Here is a 14,643-nt window from a genome sequence, read left to right on the forward strand (position 1 = left end):
CCCCGGTCCCGCCCCGCTCCGCCGAGATCGGCTTCTACGGCGGCGTGGCCCGCCGCGGCTAGCGGGACCCCGCCCCTCAGGCGGGCCGGTCCAGACGCGCGGCGAGGACCCGGGCCCTGGCCTGCTGGACCGCCCCCGCCTGGGAGGCCGCGAAGCGCAGCAGGCCGGGGGGCGTGCGCAGGTGCAGGGTGTCGGTGACGAGGCTGCCGGCCCCGTCGCGGTCGATGGCGAAGCGGTAGCCCATGCGGACCCGCGCGGGGCTGCGCACCTCGCCGGAGATCTCGGCGGAGTGCGGCAGGCGGTCCGGGACGGCGACGAGCGTGACGTCGATGACGTTGTCGTGCCGCAGCAGGCCGAGGAAGCGGAACCGCTCCACGGCCGTGTAGCGCACGGTCCCGCCGCTCCGGCGCACGTCGCGGACGTCGACGAGGAGCGGCGACAGGCCGATGTAGTGCGACGGCTCCGCCAGGTGCGCGAAGACCTCCTCCGGCGGCGCGGCTATCCGGAAGGTGTGCTTCAGTTCGGCGGACGGCATCCCGGACCCCTCCTCGACACGGCGCGCGGCACGGTGATCCTCCCACCGCGCAGCCCCGTACGCGCCCCGTTCGGCACCCGGGAACGGGAAAGCCGTCAGCCGGCTCTGGGGCGGGAGGATCCTCCCGGAGGGGCGCGTAGGGACATGTTCGAACTGATGGCGTGGCTGGCCGAGCGCGGAGTCGCGACCGTGTTCAAGGCTCGTCAGCGGTGGACCGCTCGGCGAGGACTCGTTCTTCCGCGCGGACATGGCCACGGCGGATGCATGCCTTGACGCGGTGCTCGCTCACCTGGAGAGCAAGGGAATGTCGCCGTTCGCATGACCAGGAAGAGGGTGTTCAAGGAAGGCTCGGCCGAAGGCAATTTTGGTCAGAGCACGGTCAGTTGACCGGTGCCTTATGAGCGCTTGGCCGGCCGGGACAACGTCGAAGCGATCCTGGAGGCCCTGCCTTTGCGTGCCCGCCGTGAGCTTCGGCAGATCGTCGCGCTGCTCGACGAGGAATTCGAGCGGCGGACGCACCTACCGACCCGACAGGCGTCGGTGCCACCAACCGGCCCCGAACCTCACCGGCGCCGTGGGATCCGGCACCGCCCGGCGCCGAACGCACGGGGCCGTCGACCGCGTCTTCCGGATGAGGAAGGACGCAGGCGACGGCCCCGGTACGGCCCCGGAGGGGATGCAGGTGCTGTGACCTGCGGCGTTCTTAGATGTCGAAGTAGAGCTCGAACTCGTGCGGGTGCGGGCGCAGCGCGATCGGCGCGATCTCGTTGGTCCGCTTGTAGTCGATCCAGGTCTCGATCAGGTCGGAGGTGAACACCCCGCCCTGGAGGAGGAACTCGTGGTCGGCCTCGAGGGACTCCAGGACCGCCGACAGCGAGGTCGGGACCTGCGGGACGCCCGCGTGCTCCTCGGGGGCGAGCTCGTACAGGTCCTTGTCGACGGGCTCGGCCGGCTCGATCTTGTTCTTGATGCCGTCGAGGCCGGCCAGCAGCAGCGCCGAGAAGGCCAGGTACGGGTTGCCGGAGGAGTCCGGGGCGCGGAACTCGATGCGCTTGGCCTTGGGGTTCGCACCCGTGATCGGGATGCGGATGGCCGCGGAGCGGTTGCGCTGCGAGTAGACCAGGTTGACCGGGGCCTCGAAGCCGGGGACCAGGCGGTGGTAGGAGTTCACCGTGGGGTTGGTGAAGGCCAGCAGCGCCGGGGCGTGCTTGAGGATGCCGCCGATGTAGTAGCGGGCGGTGTCGGACAGGCCCGCGTAGCCCTGCTCGTCGTAGAACAGCGGGGCGCCGTTGGTCCACAGCGACTGGTGGACGTGCATGCCGGAGCCGTTGTCACCGAAGATCGGCTTGGGCATGAAGGTCGCGGTCTTGCCGGCACGCCAGGCGACGTTCTTCACGATGTACTTGAAGAGCATCAGGTCGTCGGCCGCGGCGAGCAGCGTGTTGAACTTGTAGTTGATCTCGGCCTGGCCGGCGGTGCCCACCTCGTGGTGCTGGCGCTCGACCTGCAGGCCGGACTTGATCAGCTCCAGGGTGATCTCGGCGCGCAGGTCGGCGAAGTGGTCGACCGGCGGGACCGGGAAGTAGCCGCCCTTGTACTTGACCTTGTAGCCGCGGTTGTCCTGCTCCGCACCGCTGTTCCAGGCGCCGGCCTCGGAGTCGATGTGGTAGAAGGACTGGTTCGCGCTGGTCTCGAAGCGGGCGCTGTCGAAGACGTAGAACTCGGCCTCGGGGCCGAAGTACGCGGTGTCGGCGATGCCGGAGGAGGCGAGGTAGGCCTCGGCCTTCTTCGCCACGTTCCGCGGGTCACGGCTGTACTGCTCGCCGGTGATCGGGTCGTGGATGAAGAAGTTGACGTTGAGCGTGGAGTCCTTGCGGAACGGGTCCAGCTTGGCCGTGGACAGGTCCGCGATCAGCGCCATGTCGGACTCGTGGATGGCCTGGAAGCCGCGGATCGAGGAGCCGTCGAACATCAGCTGCTCGTCCGGGTCGAAGGACTCGACCGGGACCGTGAAGTGCTGCATCACACCGGGCAGGTCGCAGAACCGGACGTCCACGAACTTGACGTCGTTGTCCGAGATGAACTTCTTCACCTCGTCGGCGTTTTGGAACGACATCCAACTCCTCCTTGGCCCGGCCCGGGAGGCCGGATTGCAGCTCATGGGTGCGACCAGTGCGGTGGCGCACGTTGGTGCCGACCATAGAGATCGGGCATTTCCCTCTCGTGACCCATTTGTTTCTTGCAGGTTAACCGAGCCGCCGCACGGGTGCCGGGTCGGACGCGGGCGCCCCGGGGCGGGGGGTTACCGTGGAGCCGTGGACAACAGGGATGTCATCGGATCGTGGATCGAGGGCCCGAAGGCCGCCGCGGAGCGGATGGGCGTCGACTTCGGCTACCGCGGGCAGCGCCTCGGGCTGCCCGAGGAGGGCCCCGGCTCGATCGCCCCGGTCGGGCGGCGCATCGGGGCCCTCTTCATCGACTGGGGCCTGTGCGCGGTGATCGCATACGGGCTGATCGCGCACCGTGACGCGGCCGCGGCCAATCCGTGGACCACGGTGGTCTTCGGCCTCATGAGCGTGCTGCTGCTGGGCACCATCGGCACCACCCCGGGCAAGCGCCTGCTGCGGCTGCGCGTGGTCCGGCAGGACGGCGGGCGGCTGGGCATGGGCGCCGCGGCGCTGCGGACGCTGCTGCTCCTGCTGGTCATCCCGGCGGTGGTCTGGGACCGCGACACCCGCGGCATGCACGACCGGGCCGTGAAGGCGGTCCAGATCCGGATGTGACCGCGGCTGCGGATGTGACCGCGGCGCACACCACGCGAAGTGCCCCGGACGAATCGATTCGTCCGGGGCACTCCGCGTTCCGTTTCGTATGCGATCAGCGGCCCTTCGGCATCCGCATCCCCTTGGGGAGCGGGCCCTTCGGCACCGGCATGTTGCTCATCAGGTCGCCCAGTGCCCGCAGCCGGTCGTTGACCTCGGTGACCTTGGGGCCGGGCAGGACCCGCGGCAGCTTCAGCAGGGTGGTGCGGATCTTCTTCAGCGGCACCTGGCCCTCGTCGTTGCCCACGACGAAGTCGGTGACCGGGACGTCGACGACGATGCGCGCCATCTTCTTCTTCTCGGAGGCCAGCAGGCCCTTCACCCGGTTCGGGTTGCCCTCGCCGACCAGGACGATGCCGGCCTTGCCGACCGCGCGGTGCACGACGTCCTGGCTACGTGTCATCGCCACCGCGGGCGTCACCGACCAGCCGCGGCCGACGTTGTCCAGCACCGCCGCCGCTGCGCCGGGCTGTCCGTCGAGCTGGCCGAACGCGGCCTTCTCGGCACGCCGCCCGAAGATGACCGCCATCGCCAGCAGGGCCAGCAGGAAGCCCAGGATGCCCGCGTAGATCTCGTGACCGATCAAGAAGCCGATGGCGAGGATGACACCGAAGGTGACGATTCCCACAGCCGCAAGGACGAGACCGACCTTGGAGTCGACCCGCCTGGTCATCTTGTAGGTCTGGGCGATCTGCTTGAGGCGCCCAGGGTTGCTCTCGGATGTTTCCCTCGCCATGCCGCACAGGATACGTGGCCCGCGCGTCCCGGGCCCCACCGGAGGGGGTCCGGTTTTCGCCCGGAGGCTCTGCCGGGGTCTAGAGGACGTCGCCGCGCGGGGCGCGCGAGGAGACCAGGGCGTCCATCACGTGCTGGGCGTCGCGGCGGTCCTTGGCGCGCTTGCGGTCCTCCAGGACGGCGGACCAGGCGTTGCGGCGGGCCGTCTCCTCCGCGCCGCGGAACAGGAAGTACTCCACGGCGCGCAGCGCGCCGGCGGCGGCGCCGGGGATGGTGGTGCTCTGGCGGTGGAGGTGTGCGGCCTCGGCCTGCATGGTGGTGTCCCCCTCAGGACGGCTCAGACGCGGGTGGATGTTCCGCTCATCCAGAGTCACCACATTGTGTTACCAGTCCGTGACCGGTCGGTCAAACCGTCGTGAAACCCCGGCGGTGGCTTTGCGCCGTCCTCCGCGGACGTACGGCACGTCAGGGACGCGTCAGGGGCCCCCGGGGGAGCCCCTGACGTGACGAACCGCACGTTCCGGCGGTGATCCGGAGGTCACCGCAGCGTGATCAGACCGCCTGTGCGGCGACGACCCCGCCGCGCTCGCCGCGGCGCTCGACGGCCTGCTGGAAGAGCCGGCCGGCCCGGTACGAGGAGCGCACGAGCGGGCCCGACATGACACCGGCGAAGCCGATCTCCTCGGCCTCCTCCTTCAGCTCCACGAACTCCTGGGGCTTCACCCAGCGCTCCACCGGGTGGTGCCGCAGGCTCGGACGCAGGTACTGGGTGATGGTGATCAGCTCGCAGCCCGCGTCGTGCAGGTCCTGCAGCGCCTGGCTGACCTCGGCGCGCTCCTCGCCCATGCCGAGGATGAGGTTGGACTTGGTCACCAGGCCCGCCTCGCGCGCCTTGGTGATGACCTCCAGCGACCGCTCGTAGCGGAAGCCGGGGCGGATGCGCTTGAAGATCCGCGGCACGGTCTCCACGTTGTGGGCCAGCACCTCGGGGCGGGCGCCGAAGACCTCGGCGAGCTGCTCGGGCACCGCGTTGAAGTCGGGGATCAGCAGCTCGACCTTGGTGCGGCCGTCGGCCCGCTCGGCGGTCATGGCGTGGATCTGCCGCACGGTCTCGGCGTACAGCCAGGCGCCGCCGTCCTCCAGGTCGTCGCGGGCGACGCCGGTGATCGTGGCGTAGTTCAGGTCCATGGTGACGACGGACTCGCCGACGCGGCGCGGCTCGTCACGGTCGAGGGCCTGCGGCTTGCCGGTGTCGATCTGGCAGAAGTCGCAGCGCCGGGTGCACTGGTCGCCGCCGATGAGGAAGGTGGCCTCGCGGTCCTCCCAGCACTCGAAGATGTTGGGGCAGCCCGCCTCCTGGCACACCGTGTGCAGACCTTCGCGCTTCACCAGGCCGTGCAGCTCGGTGTACGCGGGACCCATCTTGGCCCGGGTCTTGATCCACTCGGGCTTGCGCTCGATGGGGGTCTGGCTGTTGCGGACCTCCAGACGCAGCATCTTGCGGCCTTCAGGTGCGACAGCGGACACGTCCGACTCCCTCTCGCGGCTTCATTTCCTTGGTGAACATCAGCGTACGCCTGTGGATTCCTGGACGGCCCGGGGGAGCGGCTCGGCCGACTCCAGGACCAGCCGCAGGTGCTTCTCGACCACCGGGAGGACCTCGGCGACGGCGACCTCGCGACCCAGCTCGTTGCTGAGCGAGGCCACCCCGGCGTCCCGGATGCCGCACGGCACGATCCGGTCGAACCAGGTGTTGTCGGGGTTGCAGTTGATCGCGAAGCCGTGCATCGTCACGCCCTTCGCGACGCGGATGCCGATGGCGGCGAGCTTGCGGTCCTCGCGGCGCTGGCCGGCGTTGGACGGGGCGTACTCGGGGCCCGAGAGGCGGGGGTCGAACTCGTCGTCCTGCAGCCGGGGGTCGAAGTCCAGGGTCAGCCCCGGGATCACCGGCGGCCGGTCCTCGATCGGGTCGCCCAGCACCCACACGCCGCTGCGGCCCTCCACCCGGGTGGTCTCCAGGCCGAACTCGGCGCACGCGTTGATCAGCGCCTCCTCCAGGCGGCGCACGTGCGCGACCACGTCCACCGGGCGCGGCAGCTTCAGGATGGGGTAGCCGACCAGCTGGCCCGGCCCGTGCCAGGTGATCTTGCCGCCGCGGTCGACGTCCACCACGGGGGTGCCGTCCAGCGGACGCTCGCTGTCCTCGGTGCGGCGGCCCGCGGTGTAGACGGGCGGGTGCTCCAGCAGCAGGCACGTGTCGGGGATCTCGTCGGCGAAGCGCGCGGCGTGCACGCGCCGCTGCTCCTCCCACGCCTCCAGGTACTCCACCGCGTCCTCGCCGAAGCCCAGGTGGACGAAGCGCAGGTCACTCACGGCCGCTCCCTTTGTGGTCCTTTGCGGCGCCCCTCCACGAGTCAAGAGCGCCCCAGCAACTGTACGTCCGGTCAGGTGGTGTCCCGCACGGGGCCGGGGGCTTAGCACCCGACGAAGGGCAAAGGAAGCGTTCTGCCGATATGTGGGTGCAGATTCACCCGATACAGCGAATGCGAGGCGCTCGGGTGGTGAGTGAGTCGATACAGAACGTTACATTCGCGCCGTTCTGCGGATGGCTCCGGGGGCCGCGGGCGGTGGACACCGCTCCGGACGCCCGCGGCGCCGCGCACCCGCGCAGCCGGACACCCGCAACTCCGCAACTCGCACGCCCGCACGCCCGGAAGGCAGGGGACCGCACCACTGATGTCCGACCGTTCCTCGCAGCGCCCCCCGAACCGTCAACTGGCCGCCCTGATCGCCGAAGCCGGGTTCTCCAACGCCGGGCTCGCCCGTCGGGTGGACCAGCTCGGCATCGAGCACGGTCTGGATCTGCGGTACGACAAGACCTCCGTCACCCGGTGGCTGCGCGGCCAGCAGCCCCGGGGCACGACGCCCGCACTCATCGCCGAGGTCTTCACCCGGCGGCTCGGCCGGCGGCTGTCCGCCCACGACCTCGGCCTCGACGCCGTCGCCCCGGTCTACGCGGGACTGGAGTACGCCTCCTCCCCGGAGGAGGCCGTGGAGATCATCTCCGGGCTGTGGCGGAAGGACACCGGGAACCAGGCCGACCTCCGCAAGATCGCGTTCACCCCCGCGGGACTGGTCGTCCCCAGCCGTGACTGGCTGATCGGCAGGGCGGACGACCGGGTGGGGCGCGGCCCCGAGCCGGGCGACGGCCCCTCCGGTCCAGGTCCCGGCCACGGCGGCGGTCCGGGGGCGGCGCGGCTGCCGGCCCAGCGCGCGGGGGGCGGGTCACGCGGGGCGCCCGCACCGGTCGTGGTCGCCGCGCCCGCGGTCTTCGGGGGCACCGGTCAGCGGGTCGGCGTGGGGGACATCGCCGCCCTGCGCTCCGTCGGTGAGCTCTTCCGCACCCTCGACAACGCCTACGGCGGCGGCCACGCGCGGCAGGCCCTCGTCCGTTACCTGGAGCACGAGGCCGAACCCATGCTGCGCGGCACCTACGGGGAGACCATGGGGCGCCGCCTGTTCGCGGCGGTCGCCGACCTCACCCGGCTCGCGGGGTGGACCTCGTACGACATCGGCGCGCACGGGCTCGCCCAGCGGTACTTCGTGCAGGCGCTGCGGCTCGCGCAGGCCGCCGGGGACCGGGTCTACGGGGGGTACGTCCTCGTCACGATGAGCCGCCAAGCGGTCTACCTCGGGCACGGCCGCGAGGCCGTCCAGCTGGCGCGGGTCGCCCAGCAGGGCGCCGCCGGCGGTGCCCCACCGGTCGTACAGGCGCTCTTCCACGCCGCCGAGGCACGCGGTCACGGACTGCTCGGCGAGGTCCGCGCCTGCACGGCGGCACTGGTGCGGGCCGAACGCGCCCTGGAGGCGGTCAGGAACGGCGACGACGTCCCGTCCTGGGCGCGCTTCTTCGACGAGGCCCAGCTCGCGGACGAGTTCGGCCACTGCCACCGCGACCTCGGCCAGTACCGCGCGGCCTCGCAGCATGCCGAACGCTCGCTGCAACTGCGCGGCCACGCGTACGCGCGCAGCCGCGTCTTCTGCCGCACGGTGCTGGCCGCCGCGCGCCTCGGCCTCGGCGAGGTCGACGCCGCCTGCGCCCTCGGCGCGGAGGCCATGCAGGCCGCGGTCGAGATGCGCTCGCTCCGTGCCGTCGAGTACGTCCGCGACTTCAGCCGCCGCCTCGAAACCCACCGCGACGCCGCCCCCGTCCGCGCCTTCCACGACCGCGCCGCCGCGCTGGGCGTCCCGGCGGGGTGACACCGGTCGGCGGCGCGGGGGGTGCCGCCGTCGAGATCCGGCCCTGACGGGTTCCCGCCCCGGCGCGGTTCGCAGGGTTCCGCCGTGGTGCCGCGCCGGCGCGTGGGGTACAGGCTCCGGCGGTCGCAGGGGGTCCTGTGCCGGCCCGGTGCGGTCCGTGGACCAGCGGGGGGAGCCCGCTGGCCTCAGGTGCCCCGGCCCAGGCTGCCGGGTGCACCGGACGGCGCCGCGGCCGGAGGGCGGCGCGCCCATGGGGCCGGAGAGCCGGGGGCCGGCTGGCGCCACTGCGCCGCGCCGGGTGTCTCGTGTGGAGAGGGAGCCCCGGGGGTGCCGGGCCGCCGATCCGGCAGATACGCGACGGTGGCGAGAGGGACCGCGCCGGTGCGCGGCCGCCGCTCTGCCGCCTCGGCGCTCCACCGCGACTCCGCCCCGTCCGCGCGTCCACGACCGGCGGTGTGCCCGCGACCCTGACGGGCCGGCGTCAGGCAGGCCGCGCACGTCGGACCGGCTTCGGGCGGCGCAGGGCATGCCGCCCGTTCGGCGCCCGGCTGAGGCCGCGCAGCGCGTCCCATCAGACCGCGCGGTCCGACCCACGCCCTCCCCCGGGTGGCGGTCAGGCGGCCAGGGGTTCGGCGGGGGGCGCCGGGGGGAGGCCGACGTCGCGGAGGAGGCGCTGGGCCGCGCGGCGGCCGGAGAGCAGGGCGCCCTGGACGGTGCTGGTGTCCCGGTGGTCGCCGCAGACGTAGAGGCCCTGCAGGATCCGCACCGGGCGGCGCAGGTCGTGCGGGGCCGTCATCGCGGGGAGCGCCTCGGCGTCGTGGTGGACGGCGAGCAGCTCCCACGCCGCCGTGGACGTGCCGTAGAGCTCCGCGAGGTGGGTCCGGACGGCGATGTCGTCCGGGACGGGGGCGGCGGCGCGGCCGAGCAGTACGGAGGTGACCAGGGCGCGGCCCACGGGGGCGCGGGAGGGGTCGACGAGGCTGGCCGGAAACGTGTGGGAGACCGGCCCGCGCCGGTCCGCGTCGAGGACGAGCGCGGGCTGCTTCAGCGGTGCCGCGGGCGCGGCGTGGTGCAGGACGGTGACGCCGTGGAAGGCGGGGACCCGCAGCCCCGGCAGCAGTCCGGCCGCCGCGCGGGCCCCGGTGGCGACGACCACGGCCCGGCACGGGATCTCGTCCCCGCCCGCGGTGCGGACGCCGTTGGTGGCCGCGGCGACCGCCCGCACCCCGGTGCGGACCGTCCCGGGCGGCAGCGCGGCCACCAGGGCCTGCGGCACCGTCACGGCGCCGCCCGCCGGCAGGCACGTACGGCCGAGCGCGAAGCCGCGCAGGACCAGGTCGGCGACCCGGCTGGACGTCGTGAGGTCCGGGTCGCAGAGCAGCGCGGACAGCAGCGGCCGCAGGTACCCGTCGACCGTGCGGGGTGCGAAGCCGCGCGAGGCGAGGGCGGCGGCGGCCGTGGTCTCGGGACGGTCCAGGAGGCGCTCGACGGGGGCGTCGGCCAGGCGGTTGAGGGCCGCCCGCAGCCGGGCCTTGTCCAGGGGCGAGCCGATGGGCGCCCGCGCGGCGGCGAGTGCGCCGCGCGGGTCGCCGACGCGGTAGCCGCGGCCGGCGGCCCGTACCAGGACGCCGGGGGAGAGCGGCCGCAGCTGCAGGCCCCGCAGGACCGCGGTGCGGCGCAGCTCCGGGTAGGAGGTGCTGAGCAGTTGTGGACCCCTGTCGAGGAGGAAGCCGTCGACCTTCTCGGTCGCCATGCGGCCACCGACCCGGTCCTCGGCCTCCAGCACGGTGACGGTGAGCCCCGCACCGGTGAGGTGATGTGCCGCGGAGAGCCCGGCGAGGCCGGCTCCGATCACGCACACGTCCGTAGGTGAACCCGTAGAGCGTGCTGTAGAGAGCACGATGCCCCTCCCCGAGGTCGGCACGTTTCCCCGCTCGCGTCAGCTGGCGCTGGAACCGTCATGCCCACTCACGCGCCAACTGATGCCGGAAAATGGCTGTGGGTGGCATTCAGTGCCTTTCTTCGGCCAGTGCGGCGCGGATCGCCTCGTCGATCCCGGGGTGGGTGTGGGTGAACCCGGAGTCGAGCAGCACCCGCGGCACCGCACGGGTGCTGCCAAGGATCTCGGTGGCGAACTCCCCGACGACCGTGCGCAGTACGGGTCCGGGGACCGCGAACACCGTGGGCCGGCCCAGCACCCGTCCCATCGCCCGGGTCACCTCGGCGTTGGTCAGCGCTTCGGGCGCGCACAGGTTGACCGGCCCGGAGACGGACCCGGTGTCGACGATGTGGCGCAGCGCCGCGATCTGGTCGTGCAGGGAGATGAAGCTCCAGTACTGGCGGCCGTCGCCGAGCCGGCCGCCCAGGCCCGCCTTGAAGAGCGGGAAGAGCCGGCCCCACGCCCCGCCCCTGCCGGAGACGACCAGACCGGTGCGGGCGAACGCCGTGCGGACGCCGGCGTCGCGGGCCGGGCCGGCGGCGGCCTCCCAGTCGCGGCAGACGGAGGGGAGGAAACCGGTGCCCAGCGGGGCGCCCTCGTCGACCCGGCGGTCGCCGGTGTCGCCGTACGCGGTGATGCCGGAGCCGCTGACGAGCACCCGCGGTGGGGTGTCCAGGGAGGCGAGGGCCCGCGCGAGGGTGTCGGTGCCCCGCACGCGGCTTTCGCGGATGGTCCGCTTGTAGTCGTCCGTCCAGCGGTGGTCGCCGACCCCGGCGCCGGCGAGGTGGACGACGGCCTCCACGCCCGCGAGTCCCGCGGTGTCGATCGTGCCTTCCCATGGGTCCCAGCGCACTTCGTCCGGCCCGGACGGCTCGCGCCTGACGAGGCGTACGACCTCGTGCCGGTCGGAGCGCAGGGAGCGGACCAGGGCGGAGCCGATGAGGCCGGACGAACCGGTGATGGCGATGCGCATGGGGACATCGTCGCGCGGAACGGCCCCCGTGGTGTGGGAAGGTGACCCGCATGTCCGACCTCCGCGTGCGCCCGGCCCAGCTCTCCGACGACCCCGCGCTCGTCCGTCTGGAGCGGGCGACCTGGTCGACCCTGCACGCGGTGCGGCCGCCCCGGGAGGAGAACGAGGACTTCTTCAGCGAGCGCTGGGGCCCGGACGCGTTCCTGGTGGCGGAGGCCGACGGCCGCGTCGCCGGCTTCGTCGGGGTGGCGCCGCCGACGCCGCTGGCCTCCAACGCCCACGTGCGCCAGATCCAGGGCCTGGCGGTCGACACCTGGGCGCGGGGCCGCGGGGTGGGGCTGGAACTCGTCCTGGCGGCCGTCGCGGAGGCCCGCCGGCAGGGCGCGGTGCGCGTCACGCTGCGGGTGCTGGGCCACAACACCCCGGCCCGGCGGCTGTACGAGGCGGCCGGGTTCACCGTGGAGGGCGTCCTGCGGGGGGAGTTCCTGCTGGACGGCGTCTACGTGGACGACGTGTGCATGGGGCGCCGGGTCTGACGGGTCACCCGGTACGGCCCGGCGGCGCGGGACGCCGGGCGCCCGGCCGGCGCGGTCCGGCTCAGCCGAAGCGTTCCCAGAGCCGGGGGAATCGTTCCGCCACCGCGGCCGTGTTCTCGAAGTCGATGTAGACGCCCTCCGGCTCGGCGGGCTGCGGCGGCAGGTCCAGGTCCGGCAGCCGGACCCCGGTGAGCTGCTCGTACGCCTCGTCCGCCGCGTAGCCGAGGTCCTCCGCGTCGCCGTCGACCTCGGGGTCGAAGGAGTCGGTCATCTCCGCGAGGCTGTCGGGGTCGTGGACGGCACCCTCGAAGACGTGCCGGCCCTGGCCGATGAGCCAGCACCGGAAGAAGTCGAAAGCGTCGTCGCCGGCGCCGCCCAGCATGAGGTCGGCGGCGCCCCACACGTCCCAGCGGTAGGCCCGGTTGAAACGGCTCTCGAAGTGCCGCGCGAAGTCGACGACGGACTCCGGGTCGAGCTGGGTCAGCCGTTCCACCAGGAGGTCGGCGTGCTCCTCCGGGTCGCCCCCCGCTGCCTCACGCGTGCTGTCGACGATCTCCCAGAACTCCGTCTCGTCCATCACCGCTCCAGCATCCTGGCTGCGGCCCTCCGACGCACGCGGAACACGGCAGACGCGGCCCCGTGTCGCGGGCCGCACCGCACGGCCCTCAGGCGTAGACGGCGGCCATGGCGCGGACCGCGTCGGCCAGCCGCTCGCGCAGGGCCGGCGGGCCGAGCACCTCGGCGTCGGGGCCGAGGGAGAGGAGTTGTTCGTAGGCGACGTCCTGGCTCTCGACGGGGAGCGTGACGGTCACCCGCCCCCGTGCGTCCGGCGGCGCGGCGGCCGCGAGGGCCTCGCGGGCCGCGGTGCGGTCGGCGGCGTACGGCAGGCGGCGGGCGCCGTCGGGCGTCAGGCGCAGGACGACCTCGTCGCGGAGCACCGAGCGGGCGAACTCGGCGGCCCGGGCGTCCCAGAACGCGGGGAGGTCGAAGTCCGGGTCCCTGCTGAAACGATCCTCCGTCGGCTCCGCCGCGGTGAACCGGTCCACCCGGTAGACCCGGACGTCCGCGCCGCAACGCGCCACCAGGTACCAGACGCCCCCCTTGAGCACGAGGCCGTACGGATCCAGCGCGCGCTCCACCTCCATCTCCGCCTCCCCGCGCCGGTATCGGGCCCGCAGCCGCCGGTCCCCCCACACCGCCTCGGCGAGCGCCGGCAGCAGCCGCGGCGTCTGCGGTTCCTGCCACCAGCCCGGCGCGTCCAGGTGGAAGCGCTGTGCCGCCGCGCGCGGCGCGTCCCGCAGTTCGGGCAGCAGGGCGGCCGAGACCTTCAGGCGGGCCGAGGAACCGGCGTCGTGCAGGCCCATGGCCCGCAGCGCGGCGGGCACCCCGGACAGGAAGAGCGCCTCCGCCTCCGCGCGGGCCAGCCCGGTCAGCCGGGTGCGGTAGCCGTCGACCAGCCGGTAGCCGCCGGCGCGTCCCCGCTCGGCGTAGACCGGCACCCCCGCCTCCGACAGGGCCAGTACGTCCCGGCCGACGGTGCGCTCGGACACCTCCAGGGCCTTGGCGAGTTCGGTGGCCGTCATCGACTCGCGGGACTGGAGCAGGAGGACGAGGTGGATCAGTCGTGCCGCACGCATGCCCCGAGGCTATGCGGTCGCCGTGGGCACCGGGACGGGGCCGGTCCGGGAGGTCCGGACCGGCCCCGCCGGAGCCCGCTGCGTGCGCGTCAGCGCGGGGGGAAGGTCACCGCAGCGTGCAACCCGCCAGGGCGGCCGGGCCGGTGGGGACGGTGGCGCCCCGGCGGGAGCAGGGGACGGTGACCCGCGGTCACCGCCCGGCGGTGGTCGGCCTCGCCGATCCGCCGTCGCTGCAGGGCGCGTTCGGCGGCATCCGGCTCCCCGGGCCCTGCCCCCTTCCGTACGTACGCCGGGCCCGGACCGTTCAACGGGCGGGGGAGTTGCCGGAGAACGGCCGAGGCCCCAGCCCGGAGGGGGCTGGGGCCTCGGCCGTCGTACGGTCCCGCGAGGACTCCGGTCGGTTACAGACCGAGGTCGCCCTCGAACTCGCCGGCCTCGAGACGGGCCTTGACGTCGTTCAGGTAGCGGGCGGCGTCCGCGCCGTCGACCAGCTGGTGGTCGTACGACAGGGTCAGGTACGCCACGTCGCGGATCGCGATGGTCTCACCCAGGTCCGGGTGGTTGATCACGATCGGGCGGCGCACGGTGGCGCCGATGCCGAGCTCGGCGACCTGCGGGTAGTTCACGATGATCGTGTCGAACAGCGCACCGCGCGAGCCGGTGTTGCTGATCGTGAACGTGCCGCCGGACAGGTCGTCCGGGCTGATCTTCTTGTTGCGGACCTTGCCGGCCAGCTCGGCGGTCTTCTTGGCGATGCCGGCCAGGCTCAGGTCGCCGGCGCCCTTGATGACCGGGACCATCAGGCCCTGCTCCGAGTCCACCGCGATGCCGACGTTCTCGGCGTCGTGGTAGGTGACGGTGCCGTCGTCGTTGATCTTGGCGTTGATGACCGGGTGGGCCTTCAGCGCCTCGGCGGCGGCCTTCACGAAGAACGGCATCGGCGAGAGCTTGACGCCCTCGCGGGCCAGGAAGGACTCCTTGGCCCGGGCCCGCAGCTTCATGATCTTGGTGACGTCCACCTCGACCACGGTCGACAGCTGCGCCTGGCTGTGCAGGGCCTTCATCATGTTCTCGGCGATGACCTTGCGGATGCGGGTCATCTTGACGGTCTGCCCGCGCAGCGCGGCGGCGGCGGCCGGCACCGTGACGCCCGCGGCCGGGGCCGGGGCGGTCGGCGCGGCAGCGGCGGCCTTGGCTGCCTCGGCG

The 14,643-nt window shown here is 73.2% G+C and carries 14 protein-coding genes; 3 read left to right on the plus strand and 11 right to left on the minus strand.

Annotation, left to right across the window (positions count from 1 at the left end):
- Positions 1–76 precede the first annotated feature (76 nt).
- Together PV341_RS36725 and glnA are read right to left on the minus strand one after the other, a co-directional pair.
- Positions 77–535, minus strand: a complete 459-nt coding sequence (locus tag PV341_RS36725; RefSeq protein WP_500322332.1) for an SRPBCC family protein — start codon at positions 533–535, stop codon at positions 77–79.
- A 703-nt stretch (positions 536–1,238) separates the two neighbouring features.
- A complete protein-coding gene (glnA, locus tag PV341_RS36730; protein ID WP_499511463.1) occupies positions 1,239–2,651 on the minus strand; it encodes a type I glutamate--ammonia ligase in 1,413 nt (470 codons plus the stop codon).
- 199 nt (positions 2,652–2,850) lie between these two features.
- Here glnA and PV341_RS36735 point away from each other — a divergent pair, with 199 nt between their 5' ends.
- On the plus strand, positions 2,851–3,318 hold the full coding sequence (locus PV341_RS36735) for an RDD family protein (RefSeq protein WP_500322333.1): 468 nt from the start codon (positions 2,851–2,853) through the stop codon (positions 3,316–3,318).
- A gap of 94 nt (positions 3,319–3,412) precedes the next feature.
- On the opposite strand, the gene PV341_RS36740 is transcribed toward PV341_RS36735, so the two are convergent.
- From PV341_RS36740 to lipB, 4 genes are all read right to left on the minus strand, one after another.
- Positions 3,413–4,093 (minus strand): DUF4191 domain-containing protein, encoded by a 681-nt coding sequence (locus PV341_RS36740; RefSeq protein ID WP_500322334.1) that lies wholly within the window; start codon positions 4,091–4,093, stop codon positions 3,413–3,415.
- 79 nt (positions 4,094–4,172) lie between these two features.
- Complete coding sequence (locus PV341_RS36745) at positions 4,173–4,406, minus strand: SCO2195 family GlnR-regulated protein (RefSeq protein ID WP_499516811.1); 234 nt, start codon at positions 4,404–4,406, stop codon at positions 4,173–4,175.
- A gap of 238 nt (positions 4,407–4,644) precedes the next feature.
- The gene (gene lipA / locus PV341_RS36750; RefSeq protein WP_500360080.1) at positions 4,645–5,619 is read right to left on the minus strand and encodes a lipoyl synthase; all 975 of its coding nucleotides are present in this window, start codon (positions 5,617–5,619) and stop codon (positions 4,645–4,647) included.
- Positions 5,620–5,658: 39 nt separating this feature from the next.
- Entirely contained in the window at positions 5,659–6,465 is an 807-nt protein-coding gene (gene lipB, locus PV341_RS36755) for a lipoyl(octanoyl) transferase LipB (RefSeq protein WP_500322337.1), read from the minus strand.
- A gap of 363 nt (positions 6,466–6,828) precedes the next feature.
- Here lipB and PV341_RS36760 point away from each other — a divergent pair, with 363 nt between their 5' ends.
- The gene (locus PV341_RS36760; RefSeq protein ID WP_500360081.1) at positions 6,829–8,352 is read left to right on the plus strand and encodes an NsdA family TPR-like regulatory protein; all 1,524 of its coding nucleotides are present in this window, start codon (positions 6,829–6,831) and stop codon (positions 8,350–8,352) included.
- Positions 8,353–8,965: 613 nt separating this feature from the next.
- On the opposite strand, the gene PV341_RS36765 is transcribed toward PV341_RS36760, so the two are convergent.
- Both PV341_RS36765 and PV341_RS36770 read right to left on the minus strand, forming a co-directional pair.
- Positions 8,966–10,207, minus strand: coding sequence for an NAD(P)/FAD-dependent oxidoreductase (locus PV341_RS36765; RefSeq protein ID WP_500360082.1), 1,242 nt, complete (start codon positions 10,205–10,207; stop codon positions 8,966–8,968).
- Between the two features lie 154 nt (positions 10,208–10,361).
- Positions 10,362–11,264: a TIGR01777 family oxidoreductase gene (locus PV341_RS36770; RefSeq protein ID WP_500322341.1), complete on the minus strand. Its 903-nt coding sequence runs from the start codon at positions 11,262–11,264 to the stop codon at positions 10,362–10,364.
- 50 nt (positions 11,265–11,314) lie between these two features.
- On the opposite strand from PV341_RS36770, the gene PV341_RS36775 reads away from it, so the two are divergent.
- Positions 11,315–11,800 (plus strand): GNAT family N-acetyltransferase, encoded by a 486-nt coding sequence (locus tag PV341_RS36775; protein WP_500322342.1) that lies wholly within the window; start codon positions 11,315–11,317, stop codon positions 11,798–11,800.
- A 61-nt stretch (positions 11,801–11,861) separates the two neighbouring features.
- On the opposite strand, the gene PV341_RS36780 is transcribed toward PV341_RS36775, so the two are convergent.
- From PV341_RS36780 to PV341_RS36790, 3 genes are all read right to left on the minus strand, one after another.
- A complete protein-coding gene (locus PV341_RS36780; RefSeq protein ID WP_500322344.1) occupies positions 11,862–12,377 on the minus strand; it encodes a DUF4240 domain-containing protein in 516 nt (171 codons plus the stop codon).
- Positions 12,378–12,465: 88 nt separating this feature from the next.
- Entirely contained in the window at positions 12,466–13,437 is a 972-nt protein-coding gene (locus PV341_RS36785; RefSeq protein WP_500360084.1) for a helix-turn-helix transcriptional regulator, read from the minus strand.
- 401 nt (positions 13,438–13,838) lie between these two features.
- A partial coding sequence (locus tag PV341_RS36790) for a 2-oxo acid dehydrogenase subunit E2 (protein ID WP_500360085.1) occupies positions 13,839–14,643 on the minus strand: 805 nt, incomplete at its 5' end.

Origin of the sequence: Streptomyces sp. PA03-1a, assembly GCF_033792805.1 — a bacterium.
Taxonomy (GTDB): domain Bacteria; phylum Actinomycetota; class Actinomycetes; order Streptomycetales; family Streptomycetaceae; genus Actinacidiphila.

Excerpts from the sequence above, each read along its gene's own strand:
- PV341_RS36770 (WP_500322341.1), bottom strand. The coding sequence starts at position 11,264 with ATGCGCATCGCCATCACCGGTTCGTCCGGCCTCATCGGCTCCGCCCTG.
- PV341_RS36740 (WP_500322334.1), bottom strand. The coding sequence starts at position 4,093 with ATGGCGAGGGAAACATCCGAGAGCAACCCTGGGCGCCTCAAGCAGATC.
- PV341_RS36780 (WP_500322344.1), bottom strand. The coding sequence starts at position 12,377 with ATGGACGAGACGGAGTTCTGGGAGATCGTCGACAGCACGCGTGAGGCA.
- PV341_RS36775 (WP_500322342.1), top strand. The coding sequence starts at position 11,315 with ATGTCCGACCTCCGCGTGCGCCCGGCCCAGCTCTCCGACGACCCCGCG.
- glnA (WP_499511463.1), bottom strand. The coding sequence starts at position 2,651 with ATGTCGTTCCAAAACGCCGACGAGGTGAAGAAGTTCATCTCGGACAAC.
- PV341_RS36760 (WP_500360081.1), top strand. The coding sequence starts at position 6,829 with ATGTCCGACCGTTCCTCGCAGCGCCCCCCGAACCGTCAACTGGCCGCC.
- PV341_RS36745 (WP_499516811.1), bottom strand. The coding sequence starts at position 4,406 with ATGCAGGCCGAGGCCGCACACCTCCACCGCCAGAGCACCACCATCCCC.
- PV341_RS36725 (WP_500322332.1), bottom strand. The coding sequence starts at position 535 with ATGCCGTCCGCCGAACTGAAGCACACCTTCCGGATAGCCGCGCCGCCG.
- PV341_RS36785 (WP_500360084.1), bottom strand. The coding sequence starts at position 13,437 with ATGCGTGCGGCACGACTGATCCACCTCGTCCTCCTGCTCCAGTCCCGC.